This is a genomic window from Rhodococcus cerastii, from assembly GCF_033042195.1.
Taxonomy (GTDB): Bacteria; Actinomycetota; Actinomycetes; order Mycobacteriales; family Mycobacteriaceae; genus Rhodococcoides.
In genome coordinates this window covers 17,663-40,667 of sequence record NZ_JAWLKF010000009.1, presented here as the reverse complement: position 1 = coordinate 40,667, position 23,005 = coordinate 17,663, and the positions used below count along the sequence as shown (strand labels likewise).

At 64.5% G+C, this 23,005-nt stretch carries 24 protein-coding genes; 12 read left to right on the top strand and 12 right to left on the bottom strand.

The window, feature by feature from the left end:
* Positions 1-87 precede the first annotated feature (87 nt).
* From R3P93_RS24630 to R3P93_RS16325, 3 genes are all read left to right on the top strand, one after another.
* Positions 88-486, top strand: coding sequence for a GNAT family N-acetyltransferase (locus R3P93_RS24630; RefSeq protein ID WP_045196664.1), 399 nt, complete (start codon positions 88-90; stop codon positions 484-486).
* A 125-nt stretch (positions 487-611) separates the two neighbouring features.
* Positions 612-1,244, top strand: a complete 633-nt coding sequence (locus R3P93_RS16330) for a class I SAM-dependent methyltransferase (RefSeq protein WP_235386886.1) — start codon at positions 612-614, stop codon at positions 1,242-1,244.
* A 321-nt stretch (positions 1,245-1,565) separates the two neighbouring features.
* Positions 1,566-1,730 (top strand): hypothetical protein, encoded by a 165-nt coding sequence (locus tag R3P93_RS16325; RefSeq protein WP_156399697.1) that lies wholly within the window; start codon positions 1,566-1,568, stop codon positions 1,728-1,730.
* 141 nt (positions 1,731-1,871) lie between these two features.
* On the opposite strand, the gene R3P93_RS16320 is transcribed toward R3P93_RS16325, so the two are convergent.
* On the bottom strand, positions 1,872-2,765 hold the full coding sequence (locus tag R3P93_RS16320) for a LysR substrate-binding domain-containing protein (RefSeq protein ID WP_317533469.1): 894 nt from the start codon (positions 2,763-2,765) through the stop codon (positions 1,872-1,874).
* A 154-nt stretch (positions 2,766-2,919) separates the two neighbouring features.
* On the opposite strand from R3P93_RS16320, the gene R3P93_RS16315 reads away from it, so the two are divergent.
* Both R3P93_RS16315 and R3P93_RS16310 read left to right on the top strand, forming a co-directional pair.
* Positions 2,920-4,428, top strand: coding sequence for a SulP family inorganic anion transporter (locus R3P93_RS16315; RefSeq protein ID WP_269595170.1), 1,509 nt, complete (start codon positions 2,920-2,922; stop codon positions 4,426-4,428).
* A 30-nt stretch (positions 4,429-4,458) separates the two neighbouring features.
* A complete protein-coding gene (locus R3P93_RS16310; RefSeq protein WP_149406932.1) occupies positions 4,459-4,866 on the top strand; it encodes a MerR family transcriptional regulator in 408 nt (135 codons plus the stop codon).
* 8 nt (positions 4,867-4,874) lie between these two features.
* On the opposite strand, the gene R3P93_RS16305 is transcribed toward R3P93_RS16310, so the two are convergent.
* Positions 4,875-6,131: a lipase family protein gene (locus tag R3P93_RS16305; RefSeq protein WP_317533468.1), complete on the bottom strand. Its 1,257-nt coding sequence runs from the start codon at positions 6,129-6,131 to the stop codon at positions 4,875-4,877.
* A gap of 158 nt (positions 6,132-6,289) precedes the next feature.
* On the bottom strand, positions 6,290-7,876 hold the full coding sequence (locus R3P93_RS16300; RefSeq protein WP_373454847.1) for a ribonuclease J: 1,587 nt from the start codon (positions 7,874-7,876) through the stop codon (positions 6,290-6,292).
* A gap of 377 nt (positions 7,877-8,253) precedes the next feature.
* Between R3P93_RS16300 and R3P93_RS16295 the strand changes: the two genes are divergently transcribed.
* The 4 genes from R3P93_RS16295 to R3P93_RS16280 are packed head-to-tail and all read left to right on the top strand — an operon-like array spanning position 8,254 to position 12,843.
* A complete protein-coding gene (locus R3P93_RS16295) occupies positions 8,254-9,744 on the top strand; it encodes a SulP family inorganic anion transporter (RefSeq protein WP_317533467.1) in 1,491 nt (496 codons plus the stop codon).
* A gap of 56 nt (positions 9,745-9,800) precedes the next feature.
* Positions 9,801-11,339, top strand: a complete 1,539-nt coding sequence (locus R3P93_RS16290; protein WP_317533466.1) for a flavin-containing monooxygenase — start codon at positions 9,801-9,803, stop codon at positions 11,337-11,339.
* Positions 11,336-12,181: an SDR family NAD(P)-dependent oxidoreductase gene (locus tag R3P93_RS16285; RefSeq protein WP_317533465.1), complete on the top strand. Its 846-nt coding sequence runs from the start codon at positions 11,336-11,338 to the stop codon at positions 12,179-12,181. Before R3P93_RS16290 ends, R3P93_RS16285 begins: the two co-directional genes overlap by 4 nt.
* On the top strand, positions 12,178-12,843 hold the full coding sequence (locus R3P93_RS16280; RefSeq protein ID WP_317533464.1) for a TetR/AcrR family transcriptional regulator: 666 nt from the start codon (positions 12,178-12,180) through the stop codon (positions 12,841-12,843). Before R3P93_RS16285 ends, R3P93_RS16280 begins: the two co-directional genes overlap by 4 nt.
* On the opposite strand, the gene R3P93_RS16275 is transcribed toward R3P93_RS16280, so the two are convergent.
* The 5 genes from R3P93_RS16275 to R3P93_RS16255 are packed head-to-tail and all read right to left on the bottom strand — an operon-like array spanning position 12,836 to position 16,038.
* Positions 12,836-13,060, bottom strand: a complete 225-nt coding sequence (locus R3P93_RS16275) for a ferredoxin (RefSeq protein ID WP_317533463.1) — start codon at positions 13,058-13,060, stop codon at positions 12,836-12,838. The genes R3P93_RS16280 and R3P93_RS16275 overlap by 8 nt on opposite strands.
* Positions 13,057-14,271 (bottom strand): NADH-ubiquinone oxidoreductase-F iron-sulfur binding region domain-containing protein, encoded by a 1,215-nt coding sequence (locus R3P93_RS16270; RefSeq protein WP_317533462.1) that lies wholly within the window; start codon positions 14,269-14,271, stop codon positions 13,057-13,059. The genes R3P93_RS16275 and R3P93_RS16270 overlap by 4 nt, the downstream gene beginning before the upstream one ends.
* On the bottom strand, positions 14,268-14,825 hold the full coding sequence (locus tag R3P93_RS16265; protein ID WP_149406939.1) for a ferric reductase-like transmembrane domain-containing protein: 558 nt from the start codon (positions 14,823-14,825) through the stop codon (positions 14,268-14,270). Before R3P93_RS16265 ends, R3P93_RS16270 begins: the two co-directional genes overlap by 4 nt.
* Positions 14,822-15,781 carry an FAD:protein FMN transferase gene (locus R3P93_RS16260; RefSeq protein ID WP_317533461.1) on the bottom strand — a complete coding sequence of 320 codons (960 nt, stop codon included), beginning with the start codon at positions 15,779-15,781 and terminating at the stop codon, positions 14,822-14,824. Before R3P93_RS16260 ends, R3P93_RS16265 begins: the two co-directional genes overlap by 4 nt.
* Complete coding sequence (locus R3P93_RS16255) at positions 15,778-16,038, bottom strand: hypothetical protein (protein ID WP_149406941.1); 261 nt, start codon at positions 16,036-16,038, stop codon at positions 15,778-15,780. The genes R3P93_RS16260 and R3P93_RS16255 overlap by 4 nt, the downstream gene beginning before the upstream one ends.
* 113 nt (positions 16,039-16,151) lie before the next feature.
* Between R3P93_RS16255 and R3P93_RS16250 the strand changes: the two genes are divergently transcribed.
* Together R3P93_RS16250 and R3P93_RS16245 are read left to right on the top strand one after the other, a co-directional pair.
* Positions 16,152-16,826, top strand: coding sequence for a response regulator transcription factor (locus tag R3P93_RS16250; RefSeq protein ID WP_317533460.1), 675 nt, complete (start codon positions 16,152-16,154; stop codon positions 16,824-16,826).
* A gap of 6 nt (positions 16,827-16,832) precedes the next feature.
* A complete protein-coding gene (locus R3P93_RS16245; protein ID WP_317533459.1) occupies positions 16,833-18,218 on the top strand; it encodes a sensor histidine kinase in 1,386 nt (461 codons plus the stop codon).
* 4 nt (positions 18,219-18,222) lie between these two features.
* On the opposite strand, the gene R3P93_RS16240 is transcribed toward R3P93_RS16245, so the two are convergent.
* Positions 18,223-19,149 (bottom strand): alpha/beta hydrolase, encoded by a 927-nt coding sequence (locus R3P93_RS16240; protein WP_317533458.1) that lies wholly within the window; start codon positions 19,147-19,149, stop codon positions 18,223-18,225.
* Positions 19,150-19,230: 81 nt separating this feature from the next.
* Here R3P93_RS16240 and R3P93_RS16235 point away from each other — a divergent pair, with 81 nt between their 5' ends.
* Positions 19,231-19,773: a TetR/AcrR family transcriptional regulator gene (locus tag R3P93_RS16235; RefSeq protein ID WP_317533457.1), complete on the top strand. Its 543-nt coding sequence runs from the start codon at positions 19,231-19,233 to the stop codon at positions 19,771-19,773.
* A 22-nt stretch (positions 19,774-19,795) separates the two neighbouring features.
* Here R3P93_RS16235 and R3P93_RS16230 read toward each other — a convergent pair whose 3' ends face one another.
* From R3P93_RS16230 to R3P93_RS16220, 3 genes are read right to left on the bottom strand one after another with little or no spacing between them, the layout of a single operon-like run.
* Positions 19,796-20,743 carry a GGDEF domain-containing protein gene (locus R3P93_RS16230; protein WP_317533456.1) on the bottom strand — a complete coding sequence of 316 codons (948 nt, stop codon included), beginning with the start codon at positions 20,741-20,743 and terminating at the stop codon, positions 19,796-19,798.
* Positions 20,744-20,793: 50 nt separating this feature from the next.
* A complete protein-coding gene (locus tag R3P93_RS16225; RefSeq protein ID WP_394855315.1) occupies positions 20,794-22,062 on the bottom strand; it encodes a glucarate dehydratase family protein in 1,269 nt (422 codons plus the stop codon).
* Positions 22,062-22,988 (bottom strand): 5-dehydro-4-deoxyglucarate dehydratase, encoded by a 927-nt coding sequence (locus R3P93_RS16220; RefSeq protein WP_317533455.1) that lies wholly within the window; start codon positions 22,986-22,988, stop codon positions 22,062-22,064. Before R3P93_RS16220 ends, R3P93_RS16225 begins: the two co-directional genes overlap by 1 nt.
* Between the last annotated feature and the right edge of the window lie 17 nt (positions 22,989-23,005).

Below are 23,005 nucleotides of genomic sequence, written 5' to 3'. Positions count from 1 at the left end.
ACGACCTGTCTCACACGTCTCCCAGAAACCAGTACTTCATCGCGGCAAACGTTTTGCGAGGTAGCGCATATTTCTAAGCTGTTCGACATGGCCATTGATTTCCGAGTCCGACCTCCCGTCGACGACGATGAGCTGTCGCGACTGCATCACGATGCGTTCGGCGGGGTCTACGAGTTTGTGCCGTGGAGATCTCGGCTGGAGAGGCACAGCAAGTCATGGATTTGTGCCTTCGATAGTGGGGAGCTCTGCGGGTTCGTGCACGCAGCATGGGACGGAGGCAAGCACGCGTTCCTGCTCGACACCGCGGTTGCTACACGATGGCGACACCAAGCAATCGGGACCCAGCTCGTCTCCTACATCGTTTCCGATTTACGAACCACCGATGTCGAGTGGCTACACGTCGACTACGAGGCACAACTCGACGAATTTTACTCAATTGCATGTGGATTCGATTCAACTTCCGCTGGGATACTACGACTGAAGTGACCGAGTCGACGAGATTCACACCACGGATTCGCGAGCACTATTCTGGGTTGTCCCCGCCTGCTAACCAGACTGCCAGCTCTCCGGTGGCGGCAAGCCGAAATCTCGACTACAGGAAAGCGCCGTACGTGACACTTGAACCTGATAGCGACCCGAGCCACGAAGAGCGTCCATGGAACATCAACATTCACTACGACGGATTGCTCGACTCCTTGGTTTCTTCCGACGCGCACGATGTCCTCGACGTCGGATGCGGTGACGGGTTCCTGGCCGCCCGCTTGGCCAGGCGTATTGCGCGGGTAACTGCCTTGGACGTCGATGAACCGGTGCTGCAACGCGCCGAGGCGCGGTTCCCGGACGTCCCTGTTCGGTGGATGAACGGTGACGTCGCGATCGTAGATCTGCCCGAACACAGCTTCGACGCAGTGGTTTCCAATGCCACCCTTCACCACCTAGGCGATACCCGCGCCGCGCTCCGCCGGTTGTCCGCGTTGGTGCGTCCCGGCGGGACTCTTGCTCTGGTGACCTTCGTCAAACCATCAGCGCGCGAAGCCCCGTATTGGTTTGCCACATGGGTTTCCACCGCAGTTGTCAAACGGTTGCGGGGCAGTTGGAGGCATACCGCACCCGTCAGCTGGCCTCCCCCGGAGACCCTCCGACAACTTCGTAATAACACCCACGCCGCTCTTCCCGATGCCCAAGTACGTCGACTCCTCTACAACCGCATCCTTATCACCTGGCGAGCAAGTCCAAGCAGCTGACTATAAGTACCTGCCCGCGGGCCGCGCAGCACACGACAGCCGATCCTGGGTGATCTTTGATAGCTCCCCGGACACAACTGTCCAACAGTGAACCTGGCAACGCATCACCTGGTGCCTCGAGAGGACCGTCAGCGAGAACGACCACGAAGCCGCACTCGGCTGGAAAGTGTTCGGCACCGTTGCCACGACTCCGTTCATCGCGCGCTCCGATCGCGACACGCTGCAGGCGATCGCAGATCTCACCGTGAAGCCACAGGACGACCTGGCGGAACCTGCCGAAACCGGCGACAATGAAAACGACACAGAGACGGAGGACCCCCGATGACCACCACCGAGAACCGCCCCGCGGGCCGTGGACGCTCGATGAAAGTCCGGTCCGCAGCCGCCGAAGCATCCATCAAGCTCCGCGAGTACGACAATAAGCCCGTCCCGCAATGGCTCCGTGACGTCGCAGCTGGCAAAGACACCAAGCCGCCCAAAGATTGAGCAACCCACGAACCCGACAAGGCCCGCTCCCAACCAGGTGCGGGCCTTCGTTGGCTTTCGAGGCGCGCCGTATTCACACGAGCACTCGACCGAGACCGGCTTCGGGCACTGTCGAACCACGGCTCGATCAGCAGGAAATAATCACGACCACTCCCGCGCCGGCAGCACATCGGTCATGAAGCGGTGCAGTGCCGGGTTGTCGTTGTCCACTCGCCAGGCGGCGTCGAGTTCGACGGGACGTTCCTTCACGGTCCGAACCGGCCGGAACACAACACCTTCCGGCCGCATGGTCGACGCGGACTCCGGCACCAATGCCAATCCGATGCCGGAACGAACGAGCACCAGCATCGTGTGGACCTGGGTCACGTACTGCACGTAGCGCGGAGACACCCCGACGATGGTGAAGGTACTGATCAGCAGTTCGTGGAAGTACCGCGCATCGACCGGTGAATACATGATGATCGGCTGCTCGTCGAAGTCCTCCACCGACAGTTCGCTCTTCTCGGCCAGCGGATGAGTGTCGGGCATCGCCGCGATCAACGACTCGTGCAGCACCGGCCGCGACGCGATGCCCGGACGCTTGAGCGGTGGCCTGGCCAACCCGAGATCGATATCGCCGACGGCCAAGGACTCCATCTGCACCGCCGAGACCATCTCGCGCAGAACGAGTTTCACGTCGGGCAACTTCTCGCGTGCGGCGTCGAGCAACTGCGGCAGCACCGCATGCGCCGATGCGCCGGTGAATCCGACGACCACAGTCCCCAGGTCGCCGGTGGGGACGCGTCGCACCGTCAGCAGTGCTCCTTCGGCGAGGTCGAGGATGCGTCGCGCCTCGGGTAGAAAGGCCAGGCCTGCTGCCGTCAGAGTCACCGATCGGCTGGTGCGGTCGATCAGCTGGACCCCGACCTCGCTTTCGAGCTGTTGGATCTGCCTGCTCAGGGGCGGCTGCGTCATGTGCAGACGCTCGGCAGCGCGGCCGAAGTGCAGTTCCTCGGCGACGGCGATGAAGCAGGACAACCTGTTGAGCGAGAACATCGATTCATTCCTTGCATCGCGCTGGCGGTTCCGGCATGCCTTGTCATATCAATCTAGCGGAGAGCCGACAGTGGCGACGAGTAGCAACCTTCCCTCCGGTAAGAGTAGAGTCGCCCGCGCAGGACGTCCCCTGCACTCATCGAGTGGAGCCGTCGTGTCTCGAGCTGCCCAGGTGCCTGCCACCGCCGTCGAAGACGTCTCGGTGCTGGGTGCATTGCGCTCGCCGAAGCGGCTGAAGACCGAAGTGCTCGCAGGCCTGGTCGTGGCGCTGGCGTTGATTCCGGAGGCCATTTCGTTCTCGATCATCGCCGGCGTGGATCCTCGCGTCGGGCTGTTCGCGTCGTTCACCATGGCCGTCACCATCTCCATCGTCGGGGGCCGGCCGGCAATGATCTCCGCGGCCACCGGAGCGATTGCCCTGGTCGTCGCCCCCTTGGCGCGCGAGTACGGCCTCGACTATCTGATCGCAGCAGTGATTCTCGGCGGAGTACTGCAGGTCGTGCTCAGCGTTCTCGGTGTCGCCAAGTTGATGCGATTCATTCCGCGCAGCGTCATGGTCGGATTCGTCAACGCGCTGGCGATCCTGATCTTCAGCTCCCAGGTGCCGTATCTGATCGGGGTGCCGTGGTTGGTCTACCCGATGGTCGCCGTGGGCCTGCTCATCATGTTCTTCCTGCCCAAGCTGACGACCATCGTGCCGGCACCGCTGATCGCGATCGTGATACTCACCGGCGTCACACTCGTCTTCGCGTTGGCGGTTCCGGATGTGGGCGACGAGGGCGAACTGCCGTCCTCGCTACCGTCGTTCCTGATTCCGGACGTGCCGTTCACGTTCGACACACTGTCGATCATCGCGCCGTTCGCGCTGGCAATCGCGCTCGTCGGCCTGCTGGAGTCTCTGATGACGGCCAAGCTCGTCGACGACATCACCGATTCGCATTCCGACAAGACCCGCGAGGGTTGGGGTCAGGGTGTGGCGAATCTGGTCACCGGATTCACCGGCGGTATGGGCGGCTGCGCGATGATCGGCCAGACCATGATCAACGTCAAGGTCTCCGGTGCGCGTACGCGGATCTCGACATTCTTGGCCGGAGTCTTCCTGCTGATCCTGGTCGTCGGTCTCGGCGACATCGTCGCGCTCATTCCGATGGCCGCACTCGTCGCGGTGATGATCATGGTCTCCATCGGCACCTTCGACTGGCACAGCATTCATCCGAAGACGTTGCGGCGCATGCCCAAGAGCGAGACCCTCGTCATGGTGGCCACGGTCGCGGTCACCGTCGTCACCCACAACCTCGCGTACGGCGTGTTGGTCGGTGTGGTCACCGCGATGGTGCTGTTCGCTCGACGGGTCGCCCACCTGACCGAGGTCGTCGATGTGGCCCATCCCGACGAGGACACCCGCGTCTATGCGGTGAAGGGTGAGTTGTTCTTCGCGTCGAGCAACGATCTGATCTATCAGTTCGACTACGTGGGAGATCCGAAGAACGTCGTCATCGACATGTCCGAGTCGCACATCTGGGACGCATCGACCGTGGCGACCCTCGATGCCATCACCACCAAGTACGCCGCGAAGGGCAAGACGGTGGAGATCGTCGGCCTGAACGCGTCGTCGATCGAGCGGCACGACCGCCTCAGTGGAAACCTCGGTGCCGAACACTGACTAGGGTGGGCGATCGAGGAGAGGCGGCACATGGCAGACGACGGCATGCACATGCAGATCGGACAGGTAGCTCAGAGAACCGAGCTGTCCATCCGTACGGTGCGTCACTACGACGACGTCGGCCTGGTCACGCCCTCTGCTCGGACCGTCGGCGGCTTTCGGCTGTACACCGAGTCCGATGTCGAACGCCTGCTCGTCATCCGTCGGATGAAGCCTCTGGACTTCACGCTGGCCGAGATGAAGCAGCTACTCGAATCCCTCGACGTTCTGGGCGATGCGAACGCGACCGACGACGATCGGTCGTCGGCCGCGGCTTTCGTTCGTGAATGCCACGCCAAGGCAGAGGAAAGCTGCCGCACGTTGCGGCGGCAGCTCGCCTACGCCGAGGAACTGACCGAGGTGCTGTCGACTCGCGGGGCAGCAGCCCGGAGCGAGTAGGTTCGGCTCTAGCGGCCGAAGCTACTGCATCCAGGTCGAACCGGAATTCCCGCGAGGCGGTCGTCCAACCACGCGAATGCACCGGGAGCTCCACTGCCGGCAACGATGCTGTGCTCACCCAGGTATTCCTCGAGGCGGACGTCGGCTCCGCGTGAACACCACTTGTCGAACACGGCCTCGGGACCTTCCTTCGGAATCCAGAACTCCTGCTGTCCGTGATACAGGAACACCGGTGCCGTCGGGGTTCCGCCGTCTCCCAATCGATTCTGATCGGCAACCGCGCGCGCCAGCGGCGAATCGAACGCATCGGGAGTGATGGACAGTGACTCGATGCGGATCGGAGCAACGATTCCCAACGGTGCAATCCCGACGATGCACAGGTCCTTCGACGCCTGTGCGAGCCGCCACCCGTCGTCGTTGTAGAGCGACAGCATCTCCGGGTACTCGCGCGCAACGCCCATCGCTGCCGCGAGGAACACCGCCGACGCTGCGTTGCCGTTCATGGACTGACGTAGCAGCGCGAAGTCGGTGGGCGTTCCGCCGAACGCTGCGCCGACGATGTTCAGTTCGGGGGCGTAGGCCGGAGCCTCCTGCACGGCCCAGCCCGATGCGATCGCCCCACCCGAGTAGCCCGTAATACCCAGGGGCGCGGTCGGGTCCAGGCCGAGCGCGGCGGTCGTGACCGCACCGCGCAGACCGTCGAGTACGGCGTGCGCCGCCATCGGTCCGACGGCGTACGCATGGCGTGGCCCCTGATGGTCGGTGACTACGACGGCGTAGCCCCGCGCCAGAAGCAGCTGCACGGGTGCCAATTCCGGAGCGATGCCGCGTTGCATGGTCCACGATGGCTCACACGTGGCACCGAGCGAATCGATGGCCATGTTGTAGGCAACAACAGGGCGCGGACCCGGCGAGGTCCAGGGTGCGGTCGGGACGATGACGCTGGTGACGATGGCAGCGGGGCGGTCCTTCGCGTCGGTCGAGGCGACCAGCAGTTGGGTGGTGGTGACCGGGGTGACAAGTGGTCCGACGGTGACGCTGCGGGTCCGCAGAACTGTTCCGGGAGCGGCTGTTTCGTATCCGGGCGGCGGAACGACCCACGGATCGTCGAGCGGTGTCGCGGCGATCGATTCGGCGGTTCGCGGTGGATTCTGGAAATCGCCGAGTGGATCGGCACCCGCCGACCATTGCCCGCCCGACACCACCAACGAAACCGCAGCGACCGCCGCTGCACACCGACGGCCGAACTTCGCAAACTTCCCCATCTGAGACCCCCCGGTCCAAGTTCCGGATCGTTACCGGAGCTTTCCAAACGACTCTAGGGGCCGGAACCATCTACAGGGGCCGAACGCACTCTTTTCTCGGATCGAACCATGATGAAATGTTTCAGCGTCACGTCACCTCGCCACTGACAAGAGATCCTCTAGCCGTCGACGACCACCGGGACGATGAGGGGCTGACGGCCCAGGGTCTGCTTGGCCCATCGCGCCGATTCCTGCACGATGCGCTTCTCGATGTGCTCGCGTGAGGCGACGTTACCGTCGCTCTCGCGGGTCAGAGTCTTGCCGATCGCCTTGGCGAGTGAGTCGAAAGCGTTGGCCTCGTGGGCGAATCCGCGTCCGATGAAGTCGACGTCGTCGACCAGCAGGCCGGTGTCGGGGTCCACGATCGCGATGACCGTCAGCACGCCCTCGTTCGCGAGCAGGCGACGTTCCGCCAGCGAATCCTCCGTCACACCGCCGACGGCACTGCCGTCGACGTAGATCAGTTCGATGGGGACGGAGCCGGTGATCTGCGCGACGCCGTCGAACAGGTCGATGACGCTTCCGTTCTCGGCGATCAACACTCGATCGCGGGGAACGCCGGTCCTGATCGCGAGATCGGCGTTGGCGCGCAGATGTCGCGACTCACCGTGTACGGGAAGCACATTGGCGGGTTCGAGGATGTTGTAGCAGTAGACGAGCTCACCTGCGCTGGCGTGACCGGAGACGTGCACCTTCGCATTTCCCTTGTGCACCACGCGTGCACCCTTGTCGACGAGACCGTTGATGACGCGGTAGATCGCGTTCTCGTTTCCGGGAATGAGGCTGCTCGCCATCAGCACGGTGTCGCCGTCGCCGACCTTGATCTGATGCTCACCCGACGCCATCCGCGACAGCGCCGCGAGAGGCTCGCCCTGCGATCCGGTGCAGATCAGCGTGATCTTGTTCGCCGGGAGTCTGTTGAGCTTCGGTAGATCGACGACGAGCCCGTCGGGCACATCGAGGTAGTTCAGATCGGTCGCAATCTTCATGTTGCGCACCATCGATCGGCCCACGAACGCAACCTTGCGGCCCTGCGCATGCGCGGCGTCGAGTACCTGTTGAATGCGGTGCACGTGACTGGCGAAGCTCGACACGATCACGCGCCCCGTCGTTTCGCGGAACACCTTCTCGATGGCCGGGACCAGATCGCGTTCGGAGACCATGAACCCGGGAACTTCGGCGTTGGTGGAGTCGACGAGGAGCAGATCGAGCCCTTCCTCGCCGAGGCGTGCGAAGCTGCGGAGATCGGTGATCCGGCCGTCCAGCGGGAACTGGTCCATCTTGAAGTCGCCGGTGTGCAGCACTAGCCCGGCGTCGGTGCGAATGGCGATGGCGAGACCGTCGGGAATCGAGTGGTTGACGGCGATGAACTCGAGCTCGAACGGGCCTTCCTGACGGGTTTGGCCCGCCTCGACCTCGATCAGCTTTGTCGAGACCTTGAACTCCTCGAACTTGGCAGCGAGGAAGTGCAGTGTCAGACGTGACGAGATGACGGGGATGTCACCGCGCTCGCGCAGCAGGTACGGGACGCCACCGATGTGGTCCTCGTGACCGTGGGTGAGGACGATCGCGACGACGTCGTCGAGACGATCGCGGATGCAACTCCAGTCGGGGAGGATGACGTCGACGCCGGGCTGGTGCTCTTCGGGGAACAGGACGCCGCAGTCGACGATCAGCAGTTTTCCGTCGTATTCGAAGACGGTCATGTTCCGACCGATCTCGCCGAGACCGCCGGTCGCGATCACGCGAAGGTGCCCTGCCTGGAGCGCGGAGGAGGATCGCTTTCTCGGTGCGGCGGGGGATCTGCGGTTCCGTGGTGATCTCGACATGCCTCTTACGCTACGGGGGGCCTCCGACCTGGTGTCGACCCCGGTCCGAAGACTGCCGATTTGCGTCAACTCTACTGTTGCGTAAGAGTAGGGATCAGTTTCCCGACTGTTTCTCCCCACCTGATGTGTGCGGGACGCGTGAGATGCCCATCGGGCTCCACGAACAAAGCCTTCGGGCGCAGCGATGCGCCCACCCATGGATGAGAGCGGCCGTTGGTCGGCACGTGAAGTCCATCGATCACGAATGGAGAGATATGAGCGACTCCGCCGAGCGGATTCCTACCGTCATGGGTGCCCTGCGGTCCCCCCGAATGCTCAAAACCGAGGTGCTGGCCGGCCTGGTTGTCGCGTTGGCGCTGATTCCCGAGGCCATAGCCTTTTCGATCATTGCCGGTGTCGATCCGCGAGTGGGCCTGTTCGCGTCCTTCACGATGGCCGTGTCCATCGCGTTCCTGGGTGGTCGTCCCGCGATGATCTCCGCGGCCACCGGTGCGATTGCCCTGGTCATCGCCCCGGTCGCCAAGCAGTACGGCCTCGACTACTTCATCGCCACCGTCATCCTCGCCGGCGTCCTCCAGGTGGTTCTCGGGGTCCTCGGCGTTGCCAAGCTGATGCGCTTCGTTCCTCGCAGCGTCATGGTGGGCTTCGTCAACGCATTGGCAATTCTGATCTTCACCTCGCAGTTCCCGTCGCTCATCGGAGTTCCGTGGCTGGTGTACCCGCTGGTGGCCGTCGGTCTGCTGATCATGTTCCTGCTCCCCAAGGTCACCTCCGTCGTTCCCGCACCTCTGGTCGCCATCGTGCTGCTGACCGTTGCCACGATGGTGTTCGCGCTGAACGTCCCCAACGTCGGCGGCGAGGGCGAATTGCCGTCGAGCCTGCCCGCACTGCTGTTTCCCGACGTTCCCCTGAATCTCGAAACTCTGAGCATCATCGCTCCGTACGCGTTCGCCATGGCCATCGTCGGACTGCTCGAGTCGCTGCTCACCGCCAAGCTCGTCGACGACGTCACCGACACTCACTCGAACAAGACCCGCGAAAGCTGGGGCCAGGGCGCAGCCAATGTCATCACCGGCTTCTTCGGCGGCATGGGTGGTTGCGCGATGGTCGGCCAGACGATGATCAACGTCAAGGCCTCGGGTGCCCGGACGCGCATCTCGACGTTCCTCGCCGGTGTGTTTCTCTTGATCCTCGTGGTCGGACTCGGCGATGTCGTGGCGTTGATTCCGATGGCCGCTCTGGCGGCCGTCATGATCATGGTCGCGATCGGGACGATGGATTGGCACAGCATTCATCCGAAGACGTTGCGGCGCATGCCCAAAAGTGAAACGGCAGTCATGCTGGCAACCGTGGTCGTCACCGTCGCCACCCACAACCTGGCCTACGGAGTCGTGGTGGGAGTGGTCACCGCGATGGTGTTGTTCGCTCGACGGGTCGCCCACCTGACCGAGGTGGTCGATGTGGCCCATCCCGACGAGGAGACTCGGGTGTATGCGGTGAAGGGTGAGTTGTTCTTCGCGTCGAGCAACGATCTGGTCTATCAGTTCGACTACGTGGGGGATCCGAAGAACGTTGTCATCGACATGTCCGAGTCGCACATCTGGGATGCATCGACCGTCGCGACCCTCGATGCCATCACCTCGAAGTACGAGGCGAAGGGCAAACATGCCCGGATCATCGGCCTGAACGCCGCATCTGCCGAACGGCACGTTCGATTGAGTGGGCAGCTGTCCGCCGGGCACTGACGCAGCAAGTCCGGTTCCGAAACCATTGCGGAATCGCGCGTCATCACTTTAAAGTGATGACGCGCGTCATCGGATCGCGTTTCGTGCGGGAGGGGTTCGTCAGCATGCACATTCACACCGCGGTGATCATCGGCAGCGGTTTCGGTGGCCAGTGCGCCGCGAAAGCACTGCTCGATCGGGGAATCGACGACCTCGTGATTCTCGAAAGGCGTCCCTTCCTCGGTGGCACGTGGAAGCAGAACCGCTACCCGGGTGCAGCCGTCGACGTGCAGAGTCCGCTCTACTCGATTGCGTCGGAGCCGTTCGAGTGGACGCGGATGTTCGCCGAACGCGAGGAACTCGACCGATACACCCAGCACGTGCTCGATTCCAACGGGCTGCCTGCCCGAACACATGCGAACACGGATGTGCAGAAGATCGAATGGGTCGGTGATCACTGGGCGATCTCCACCTCGCGCGGCGAGTATGCGGCGAAGTTCGTGGTCAATGCCTCGGGACCCCTCAGCACTCCCGTCGTGCCGCTGTTCCCTGGCCGAGAGAAGTTTCAGGGCAAGCAGTTTCACACGAACGACTGGGACACCGGGTACGACCACGACGGCAAGCGGGTGGCCATCGTCGGCAGCGGTGCCAGTGCCGCGCAGGTGATCCCTGCGATCCAACCCGACGTGGAGCAGCTGCACGTTTTCCAGCGCACCCCGCACTGGGTGATGCCCCGTCACGATCGCGAATTCACGCCGTGGCAGCGCAGGTTGCTGAAGTTGGAACCGATCCGCAGGCTGGTCCGCGCGGGGATCTACTGGAGTCTCGAAACTCGCATCATCGGCTTCAAGTACTCGCGGACGATGTTGAAGGCGGTGGCGCAGCGAACTGCGTTGAAGCACATCGAGTCTCAGGTGCCGGATTCCGAGCTTCGAGCGAAAGTAACCCCGGACTACGTCATCGGGTGCAAGCGGGTTCTGCTGTCCAACACGCTCTATCCCGCGCTGGGGCAGGCGAACGTCACCCTGCACGACAAGAACGACGGCATCTCGGAAATCACCGAGACCGGAATTGTCACCACCACAGGCGAACACGTCGATGTCGATCTTCTGGTGTGGTCCACCGGATACGACGCCACCGACGGAGTCATCTCGTACCCGGTGATCGGACGTGACGGCCGGGCCCTGTCCGACGTCTGGGATCCCTACCCACGTGCCTACCTCGGCACCACGATTCCCGGATTCCCCAACCTGTTCGTCGTCACCGGACCGAACACCGGAATCGGCCACACCTCTGCGATCTTCCTCATCGAGGCGCAGATGGAGTACATCGTGCGGGCCGTCGACGCCGTCCGGCAGGTGGGTGCGACGGCCATCGAGGTCACCGCAGCTGCCGAGCAGGAATACACCGACACGATTCATCGCGAGATGGAGGGCACCGTCTGGAAGGACGGTGGCTGCCACAGCTGGTACCAGTCCAAATCCGGGCACGTCGTTGCCATGTTCCCCGGGTTCAGCTTCACATTCCGCCGGTGGGCCAAGCGTTTTCGACCCGAGGCTCATCACATCCACCGGTCGTCCACCGAGGCGACGACGAAGGACGAGGTATCGGCATGAGCAAGCACACCGGCCAGGTCGCGCTGATCACCGGCGCGGCAGGCGGTATCGGTTCCGCCGTCGCCACCGCGCTGCATCGACGTGGTGCCTCGATCGTTCTGGTCGACATGAAATCCACCGATCTCGAATCGGTGGCGGCGAAGCTGGGCAACCAGCGCGTGGCGATCGCGTACGCCGACGTCACGGTGCGCGAGCAGCTCGACGCAGCCGTCGCAACCGCGATCGACACCTTCGGCACGCTCGACGTAGTGATGGCCAACGCCGGAATCTCCAGTGGTGCACAGGCATCGACCGTTCGCTCCGTGGACGACGGAGTCTTCGAGCGGGTCATCGGCGTCAACCTGATCGGCGTGTGGAACACGGTGCGGGCCGCTCTGCCGCACATCGTCGAGTCCGGGGGCTACGTGCTGCTCACCTCGTCCACGTACGCGTACCTCAACGGCCTGGCGAATGCGCCGTACGCGGCTTCGAAGGCGGCGGTCGAGCAGCTCGGTCGTGCTTTGCGCGCGGAACTTGCGGGCACGAAAGCGACGGCTGGAGTGCTGTATCCGGGATGGGTGGCGACGCCGATCGCCGAGGTCGCGTTCGGCGGTGACGACGTGGCGACGGCCATGATCGACCGGGCTTTTCCCTCGCCGCTGCTCCGTCCGATCACGCCGGACAAGCTCGCGCGCGTGGCCGTTCGAGGTATCGGACGGCGGGCTGCGCGTATCGCCGTCCCCGGTCGCTGGATCCCGATCTCGATACTGCGCGGCATCGTGAACCCGATCATGGACGCCGCGATGGAGCGGGACGCCGAATTGATCCGTCTTACTGCCGAATTGGATGCCCGACGGTCATGAGCACGGTGTCCGAAGCCGCAGGTCGCGCCTACGGCGGTGAGAGCGCGGCCGACCGCGATGATCGCCGGCGGCGGCAGCTGCTCGACGCCGGGCTACGGGTGTTCGGCAGCGTCGGGTACCGCGCCGCGACGGTCCGCGGACTGTGCCGCGAGGCCAAGATCGCCGATCGAGACTTCTATCGGCATTTCGACAAGACCGAGGACCTGCTGCTCGCCGTTTACGCCGAATGCATTGCGCACCTCACCGATTCGGTATCAGACGCAATCGTGCAGGTGGACCGGGACGGTGATCTCAGGGATGTTGCGAAGCAGTTGCTCGACCCCTTCTTCCAGGTCATCGAAGATCCGCACCTGGCCCGAGTGGTGTGGATGGAGGTGCTCGGGGTCAGCCCCCGAGTCGAGCAGACGTACCTGACGGTGATGCAGCAATTCGGAACACTGCTGCTCGGCTACCTCCGTACGTTCGCGGGCGATGTTCCCTCGGGCCCCGATCTGGATGTCGACCTGCTCGCCACCGCGGCCATCGGCGGCATCAGCCACACCGCGATGACCTGGTATCAGAGCGGCTACGCCGCAGACCGACGCATCGTCGTTGCGACCATTGCGACCATGCTGGCCAACATCGTCGCGCCCCTCGCCCTGCCGACCACACGATCTACCTGATGCGCAACGCCATTCGTGGACACAGGCGAACGGCATCCGCGGCTCGTTGTGCGTCGCTTCCTTCGAGGACGACGGTGCTCCCACCGTGGCGGGCGAGTGGATAACCCCACTCGTCTCTGATGAGAGTGTCGGGGAGCAGTTCGGTGCACACGCCGCGTCCGTCGCAGCGTGTCCAGTCGATGTGCAGGACCGCCCCACGTCGGTGGTCGGTGGTCATCGGATCCGTCCTCGGTGAATCTCGCACGTGTCCAGTCGATGCAGGTGTACGTCCTGAGCGAAGACCGACATCGCCGATCGGATCAGGCGGGCGGTTCCGTCGGGGTGATGGCACGCGCCGCGGCCGTCGACCAGTCGCGTGTAGCGCGCGATCTCGGTGATCGCGCCGTCGGCGTCGTCGCCGATCGACAGTCGTGAGAACGCGTCGGCCAATCGCGGCAGACCGTTGAGGCAGGGACCGCATTGCCCGGCACTCTCGTTCGCCAGATAGCGGACGAACTCGGCGGTGGCCAGCAGGCCGCACGAGCCGGTCCCCAGGACGTGGACGATGCCTGCGCCGGGGCGGGACCCGATGTCTGCCAACGATTCCTGGGACATGGTGCGCCCGGTCAGCGCGTCACGGTCTACCCAAGTGCCGTGAAATCCGCCGAGTAGCACTGCTCGCACCGAGCGTAGGTCGACGCCCGCACCATGGGTGAGCATCTCCTCGATCGACGCACCGAGAGGGACCTCGGCGACGCCGGGGCGTCGCACTGCGCCCGAGTAAGTGACGAGCATGGTGCCGGGCTCCGATGCCGTTCCCCGCGAACGGGACCACTGCGGTCCCAATCGCTCGATCAGGGCGATGTGCGCGAGGGTTTCGACATTGAGCACCAGGGTGGGTCGTCCACGAACCCCGGCCTCCGACGCGCGTGTCTTCTTGTCCCGGGGTAGTGCCGGACCGCCCTCGATCGCAGAGATCACCGCGGACTTCTCGCCGGAGACGAAGCCGGGAGCGGCCGCGATCACCTGGATCTTGGTGCGATCCCAGCCGGTACGACGTCGTTCGTCGACGGCCGCCTGGACGGCGTCGACGCGCGCCGGGGGCGCATACAGGTAGCAGTCTCGGGCACGGATGGCGGACGCTGTCGCGGCGATACCGTCGAGCACCAGATGCACCGACCGATCGAGCAGCACACGGTCTTTGCGGCTCAACGGTTCTCCCTCGGCAGCGTTGGCGACGAGTACTGCCTTGCGGCCGGTGATCGAGCGCATCTTCGCGCCGGTGGGAAATGCCGCGCCGCCGTGCCCGAGGAGGCCGGACCGAACGACGGCATCCACCAGGGACCCGTCGTCGGGTGGACGTGCTCCGTAGAGCTCGGTGTGACGGCGCAGATCGTTCGTGCCGTCCTGTGCGAGCAGCGACTCGGCGAGATATGTCGGTGCGGTCATCGGCTTACCTTCACTCTGGTGTGCTGGTGTTCTTGGAAGTTGCGGCGCAGTCGCCAGGTCGTGGCCGAGGCGACGACCACCGTGCAGGCGAACGCGGTGGCCAGGAACCATCCGCTCCCCGAATCGGTTCCGTTGCCGAGAGCGTGGGCCAACGCGATCGGCCACAGTGCGTACGACAGCCAATGCACTGCCCGGAAAGTGCGGAGCCCCAGTCGGTGTCGGAGTAACCCGGTCAGAGTTATCGCGATCAGCAGATCGAATGCGAGGGTGCCCAGTCCGAGCCAGAACGGCTTGTACGCCCCGGCGAAGGGAGCGATCGCGTCGATCAGGTGCAGTTGCGCATACGGGTCGAAGAACAGTGACACGATGTGAATGCCGACGAACATCGATCCCAGAAGTGCGGTGCTGCGGTGCAATTCGACGACCCCGAACCGGGGCACGGTCAACAGGGGTCGCCCCGACCGAGTGAGGATTCCCGATGCCACCGCGAGGGTCAGCAAGACCAGGGCGGCCATGCCCGAGCCACGGCCCAGTGCCCATAGTGCCTCACTCATGATCGGTCCTCTCCGTCGTCGGGCCAGTGGCCGCTGTGGATGATCGTGCCGTCGGCGGCCACCGACCGGGCGGGCAGTCCGATCCGGTCGAGCCAGGCCGTCGCGGCCGGCCCTCGAACGATGCACGCGGTACTGACCGTGTTGGCGGTGAGAGCGCTGGAGGCAATCACTGTCACTGTGCGCCAGAAGGGTTCGGCCGGACGCGCCAGCTGCGGATCGAGAATGTGATGGAGCATCTGCCCCTCGTGCATCCAGCGTCGTCGGAGGGTGCTCGATGTCGCCACCCCGGTGTCGGATCCGATGACGACGACGGTCGAAGGTTCGCCCTCACCGTCGCACACCTCGATACGCCAGCCGTCGTCGGGATACGGCCCACTGGTGGCGATATCGCCACCGAGGGAGACGAGCACGCCGGTCCCGAGCTCGTCGTGTACTGCGCGGGCACACCGATCGGCCGTCAGTGCCTTGGCCGTGGCACCCAGGTCGAGACCGACGCCGTCGGGGATCGTGACGTGATCCTCGCCCAGGGTGACCATCGACCAGTCGCTTTCCGTGATGAATCCGGTTCTGCTGATGGCAGATTCGATCTCATCGCAGGGCGGGACCGTCGGACCGAGATCAGCGAAATCTCGGTCGTATCCCAGGTGCACCAGTGCCGAACCGACGGTGGGATCTACGTCTCCGCCGGTCAGTCGCGCGGCGGAGAGTGCGGCCTCGAGAAAAGCGTGCAGAGTCGGGCTGATGGAGGTGGGACGACCGCCGGCCCGCGCGAGCATCGACAGTTCCGAATCGGGCCTGAATCTGCTGCAGGCGGCATCGACCGCGGCGAGTTCGGCACGCACGATGCGTTCTGCGTGTTCGATGGTGCCGGGTTCGGTGACCGACAGCTCGGCTGCGCAGCCCCACACCGACCAGCTCCTGGAGGCCGTGGTCGTCCCTGCAGCGACGCCGGTCACGATCCCTGGGTCCTGGCGTGTGTGGCACCGGAGCCGGATGTGGTGCTGGGCGTCGTGACGCGAGGGGCCGAACCGAATGTCGGTGCGGTGGCTGCATCGTCGCTGTCCACCGTGTCGGCCACCGTTGCCGTGGACTCGGGTTCGTGTGTGTCGAGGTACGCCAGTGTCGCGGTTCCGCCGAAGACGGTGATGCCGAGGGCTGCGATCGCCGCAGTCGCGATGCGGGTGCGGCGGTACCCCTGCTCCGGTGTGTTCATGGAGACCAGTGTGCGGCGGTGGAGCTGAAGGATCGCTGAAAGATCCTGCACGGATGGGCCGTCGATCTGATGTACTCGTGTTCCCTGCCGCCCCAACGATTCGAGAGGGCGTTGTGCGAGTACTACTGGTCGAGGACGAGAAACTCCTGGCGGAGACCATCCGTCGTGGTCTCGATGCCGAAGGATTCGTCGTGGAAGTCGAGTACAACGGCATCGACGGCTTCGACAGTGCGGTCACCGGCGATTTCGACGCGATCGTGCTCGACATCATGCTGCCGGGAAAGCAGGGGTACGACGTCGTTCGAGACCTGCGTAAGCAAGGGGTGTGGACGCCGATATTGATGCTCTCGGCGAAGGACGGTGAATACGACCTGGCCGATGCCTTCGATCTCGGTGCGGACGACTATCTCGTCAAGCCGTTCTCGTTCGTTGTTCTCGTCGCTCGGCTGCGTGCCCTCGTTCGACGGGGTGCACCGGCGCGCCCGGCGGTTCTGACGGTCGGGGACCTCGAGCTCGACCCCTCTCGCCACCGCGTGACCCGGCAGGGGACGGAATTGGCGCTGACTCCGCGGGAGTACAGCGTGCTCGAATACCTGATGAGGCGAAACGGCGTGGTGGCGAACAAATCCGAGATCGTACGTTCGGTGTGGGACGCCAACTACGACGGAGACGAGAACATCGTGGAGGTCTACATCGGCTACCTGCGCAAGAAGGTGGATCTCCCGTTCGAGACCAGACTGATCGAGACGGTGCGTGGTGCCGGTTACCGCATCGCCGCGGGGCACTGACTCCTGATGCGCCTGCACACAGACATGCTTCGGCCTCGATCGTGGACGGTTCGCGTGCGATCGGCGGTGGCGTCGACGCTCGTCGTGGCTGTGTGCCTGATCGCGGCGGGTGGTGCGCTGGTCGGTGTCCTCTACTCCTCGCTCGAGAGGTCGGCCGTGTCGGCGGCCTCTGCCCGCGTGGCGCTCATCGCTCAACAATGGGAATCCGAGGATCGAGACGACGACAGGGGGCCGCGCGTCGAGAACTCTCTGCTCGCGACGGATGGGCAGGTGGGCATCGTGCAGGTCGTCGACGCATCGGGGGCGGTGCTGGAGAGTTCACGCGGTGATGCGACCACACCGCTGACGACGCAGCAGGTTCCGTCGTCGGGGGTGCAGGACCTCGGCCGAGTGGATATCCGCGGAATCGGTGAGTTCTGGGTGTTCGCGACGGGAGTGACGTCGGCTCGGGGCGGGGCGACCGTGGTGGTCGGGGCCGACCGGGAGCCGGTCGAGAAGGTGGTGGGCACGGTGGCGCTCCTGCTCGTCGCGGTCGGTCCCTTCGTCGTCGCTCTGGTGGCCTTCGCCACGTATCGGCTGGTCGGTGCCGCCCTGAGTCCGGTGGAGGACATCAGGTCTCGGGTCGCTTCGATCTCGGGAGCTCGACTGATCGAACGTGTTCCGGTTCCCGACACGCACGACGAGATCGCCCGTCTCGCACTCACGATGAACCACATGCTCGAGCGGCTGGAGGCGGGCCAGCGCGCTCAGCAACGCTTCGTCAGCGATGCCTCACACGAATTGCGGAGTCCCTTGGCGACGATCACGGCGGCATTGGAGTTGGCGGAGGCGAGACCCGAACTGCGCGATGCGGCGCTGGTGAACGATTCGTTGCTTCCCGAGGCGCGGCGGATGCGCCGGCTCATCGAAGATCTGTTGGTTCTCGCACGGTCCGACGAAACCGACGCTGCTGCCGTCTCCGGTGACGTGGATCTGGAGGATCTGTTGTACGAGGAGGCCAAACGTGTTCAGGCCACGTCCGATGTAGCGACGGAGTTGTCCATCGTTCCGGTCCGAGTGAGCGGCGACCCCTACGCGTTGGCCCGCATGGTGCGCAATGTCGTCGACAATGCCGTTCGGCACGCGGAATCACGAATCATGCTGTCCTGCTCGGTGTCCGGAGATGATGCGGTGATCGTGATCGACGACGACGGTCCGGGAGTGCCGGTGTCCGAGCGGACGCGAGTGTTCGATCGCTTCGTTCGGCTGGACTCGTCGCGAACCCGGGACGAGGGAGGTGCCGGTCTCGGCCTGGCGATCGTCGCCGATACTGTAGCCGCGCACGGCGGTAGCGTGCGGGTGACGGATGCCGCCACCGGGGGAGCTCGATTCGAGATCAGGCTTCCCCGGTGAGGGTCTACTGCACCGGCACAACCCTTTTCAGGAACGCCAGTTGTTCCTCGACGATGGTCGGGAACAGCGGCTGCACGTAGGGGTCGAAGTGCCCACCCTTGTGGATGTGCACGGTGGCGTCGGGAATATTGCGCGCGACCTTCTGGCACACCGCCGCCGGCGTGATGGCGTCCTCCGACATGATCTGCACCAGTACCGGACAGGTGATCTTCGACGCGGTCCTACCCGGCGAGTACAGCCCGATGCGTAGAAGGATCCGTGCTGCAACGGTTTCGGGGTAGGCGCCGGATTGGAGCCCGGACTCGGCGAGAAGTTTGTCGCGACCGGGCGCGGCGTCGGGCGTGGCCATCACAGCGACATCACCGGGGTAGCCGACGGATTCGACGTAGCGGGGGGACTTGCCGCGCACTGCGCGAATCTGGTCGATCACCGCCGATGGGGCGAGCTTCACGGTGCGCCGAAGTCCGGTGGCGCGCACGGCTGCGATGCCGTCGACGTGCGGAACCTGAGCGATGACAGCGGCGAAATTCTCTCCGGCACCTGCCCTGGTGAGCACGTGTCCGCCGGCGAAGGAGGTGCCCCAACCGACGATGCGAGCGGAGTCCACACCGTCGAGAGTCCTGGCGTAGGCGACGGCGTTGGTCCAGTCGACGAGCTGCTTGCCGATGTCGAGGAGCTGCCGCGGCTGGCCGTCGCTGTCGCCGAAGTGGCGGTAGTCGAAGACGAGAACCGTGTAGCCCGCGCGGGCGAAGATCTCCGCATAGGCGAAGAGGCGAATGGCACGCGGGGTGCCGAATCCGTGGGCCATCACCACGGCCGGTGTGTCGGCGGTGGCTCCGGTCGGCCGATACACCGCAGCGGCGCAGCGCACTCCCTCGGAGTCGAACCATTCGTCGGTGCGGGTGTATCCGGCCTGGTCGTCGGCGCTCATGTGGTGGTCCTTCGTCTGGTCCTTGATCGGCATTCAAGAAGCTAGCACTGTCTTGAATGATGATCAAGATAAGATGTCGACATGCCGCGCAACCGTCGACCCGTCGATCGCGCCGAGAAGCGCTCCGAGATCGTGAGCGCCGCTCGGTCGCTGTTCGTCGACGACGGCTACGAGCACACGCCGATGGGGCGGATCGCGACTGCGGCCGGAGTGACCACCAATACGATCTACTGGTATTTCGGTGACAAGGACGAGCTACTCGTCGGGGTGCTGGACGAGATTCACACCGATGCGCTGGCTCGGTTCGCCGCGCTCACCGGGCTCTCGGTGAACGAGCAGGTCCTCTGGGTGGTGGAGGAGCTGGAGAAGTATCACCGGCTGGTCGACACAGTGCACTCCCGCACCTCGGTATCCTCGTGTCTCGACAAATGGCACAACAATTTTCACTCGTTGTGGGAGCAGTGGATCGCCGCCGAGCTACGCCGCGAGGAGGTCGGTGAAGCCGAGATCGAACCGACGACTCGCATGATCGTCTTCGTCGTCGAGGCCATGTTGACGCACCCGCAGGACGAGGCGTCGAAACGCGCCATCATCGATCTGCTGTTCCGCAAGGTCGGCGTCTGACGGTCGTCGGATCGCTGGAACGTCAGTCGTGCATGGTCGTTCGGTTTCGGCCCAGTTTCTTCGACTCGTACAGCGCTCGGTCGGCGCGCTCGAGGGTCGCGCGGGCGGTCTCTCCGTCCTGTCGACATGCCACCCCTACCGAGATCGTCAGGTCCGCGGGCAACTCCGTCCGCACTCGATCGATGGCGGTGCGCAGCTCGGCACCCGTGCCGGTGACGCACAGCACGGTGAATTCGTCGCCGCCCGAGCGGCTCAGCAGATGCTGCGGCGGGAGGCAGTTGCGTAATGCATCCGAGACGGTGACGAGTGCGTGATCGCCTGCCGCGTGCCCGAAGTCGTCGTTGATCACCTTGAAGTGATCGATGTCCACCACGGCGACGGCGTCGATCTTTCCGCTCGCGACCGTTCCCGGCCGAGCGTCCAGCTCTCTGGTCAATCGCCGCCGATTCGCGAGTCGGGTCAGATCGTCGATCTCGGAGGTCGATGCAACGCTCTGGACCCAGGCCGCAGAGATCGCGATTGCCACGAGGACGAGCTCGGCGTTGACCACCAGAACAGGGTGCAGGTCTCCCTCCACGAGGCCCAGGTACGCGATGTAGCTCGCGTTGAGAACCGTTGTACGCCAAGCGATACGGTTGGGCAGGACGATGAACGCCGGCGTCACCAACAGTAGCTGGAGAAAGATCCCGGACAAAGCCGCGATCTCGCCGCCCGCAGCGGTGCAGAACAAGGCGATACTCGTCAGGCCCGACAGATGCATCAACAGGTACAGCCGCCGGGAAAGTACCGGTGCTGCGGCGATCATGTAGACGCCCAGTGCGCACCACAGCACAGCCAACGCACACAGGACCGCGGCGGCCCGGGGGGACGCCGCGACGACGATGACGACACCGACCAACCCGCTGACGAGGCAATTGACCCCGGACGTCCGCGCTACCGACGCAGGAGAGTACTGCCAGCCACTGTTCACACCACTAGCCTCTCGCACGGTCCCCACGACCTGCTGGCGAGTTTAGCCCCCTACCAGCGTGGGCACGTGTTCTCGAAGCTCGGATCGATGCTCTGCATGTAGCCGGTGTCGTCGCGATCGCGGATACCGCAGTCGAGGTACTGCTGATGCAGCGCTGCGAGGGCGTCCTCGTCGATCTCGATGCCCAACCCCGGCCCGGTGGGCACGGCCACCGCACCGTCGACGACGTTCAACACCCCGGGTACGACGACGTCCTCGTTCTTCCACGGCCAGTGCGTATCGCAGGCGTAGGTCAGATTGGGCGTCGCCGCGGCCAGGTGCACCATGGCGGCCAGACTGATGCCGAGGTGGCTGTTCGAGTGCATCGACAGACCCAGCTCGAAGGTCTCGCAGATACCGGCGAGCAACCTCGATCGTTGCAGGCCGCCCCAGTAGTGGTGATCGGACAACACCACCTGCACCGAATCCTTCACCACCGCGGGCCGTAGATGATCGAACGCGACGACGCACATGTTGGTGGCGAGTGGCATCTTCGCCTCTCGCGCGACCTCGGCCATCCCGTCGAGTCCTGGTGTCGGGTCCTCGAGATACTCGACGATGCCGTCGAGCTCGGCGGCAACGCGGATGGAGGTGTCGACGGTCCACGCTGCATTGGGGTCCAGCCGGAGCGGTAGCCCGGGGAATGCCTCCCGCAGGGCCTTGATACCGGCGATCTCCTCGTCGGGCGGGAAGACGCCGCCCTTGACCTTGATGGCCTCGAAGCCGTACTCGTCGATCATCTTTCGAGCCTGCCGAACCAGGCCTTCCGGATCGATCGCCTCACCCCATTCGTCGGGCTGCTGCCCGGGATGCGCAGCCCACTTGTAGAACAGGTACGCGCTGAACGGAACCGAATCGCGCACCTTGCCGCCGAGCAGATCCGACACCGGTCGTTGCAGTACTTTTCCCTGGACGTCCAGGCAGGCGATCTCGAAGGGTGAGAACACACGGTCGGTGGTGCTGGCCGTGGTGATCATTCCGGCGACGCCGTCACCACCGGTGATCGACAGGGTTCCGAGTACGGAGTCGACGGCGTCACGAATCGCGTTGAGTGCGAACACGTCCAGGCCGGTGATGGCCTGGGCCGCCGCGTCGAGACGAGCCAGGTGTGCGGTGTCGGCGTACGTTTCACCGAGTCCGACGACGCCTGCATCGGTATCGAGCTGGATGATGGCGCGCAGTGCGTACGGCTGATGTACACCGACGGTGTTGAGCAACGGAGGGTCGACGAACGCGATCGGGGTGATCCGAGCGCCGGTGATCAGAATCGGATCCTGCATCAGTGCACCGCGAGCTCGTCCGCCAGCGCGGCCCGGCCGGCGGCGACGATCGCGGTCAGTTCCTCGAGGTGCGGTGCACTGATGTCCACCAGTGGCGGACGCACGGGGCCTGCCGCGATGCCCTCCATCGTCACGCCTGCCTTGATGAGAGAGACGGCGTAGCCGGGAACCTTGTCGCGCAGGCGAACCAGCGGGTGGAAGAACTCGCGCAGCAGTGCGGCTGTGAGCTTCTCGTTTCCGCTGTCGAGGGATCGGTAGAACGCCAGCGCAAGCTCGGGCGCAAAGGCGAACGTTGCCGAGGAGTACAGCGTGACACCGATGGCCCGGTAGGCCTGCTGCGAGACCTCGGCGGTGGGCAGGCCGTTGAAGAACTGGAAGGGCTTGCCCGACGGTTCCAGCGCGTCCAGTACCGCGCGAACGATGCGGCCGACCTGATCGAGATCACCAGTGCCGTCCTTGAATCCGACGACGGTGGGCAGCTGCGCCACCTCGACGGCCGAGTCCTCGGTGAAGCGAGCGTTGCCGCGGTTGTAGACGATCAGTGGCAGATCCGAGGCGCCGGCAACGGCCTTGGTGTAGTTGACCAACCCGGCCTGCGGCATCGTCACCAGATAGGGCGGGAGCAACAGGATTCCGTCGGCTCCGTTGGCCTCCGCGCTCGCCGCGAATGCCTTTGCCTGGGCGACGGATCCGCCTGCACCGGCGTACACGGGTACGCGGCCGGCAACGACGTCGACCGCGGTGCGCACGATCTTGCCGAACTCCTCGCTTTCGAGAGCATGGAATTCGCCGGTGCCGCACGCGATGAACACTCCACCGGGTCCCGCATCGACACCCTTCGCGATGTGCGCGGCCAGCAGGTCGTAATCGACCTCACCGGCGGCAGTGAACGGGGTGACGGGGAAGAACAGGACTCCGTCGAGCATGGTGGTCTCCTCGAGAA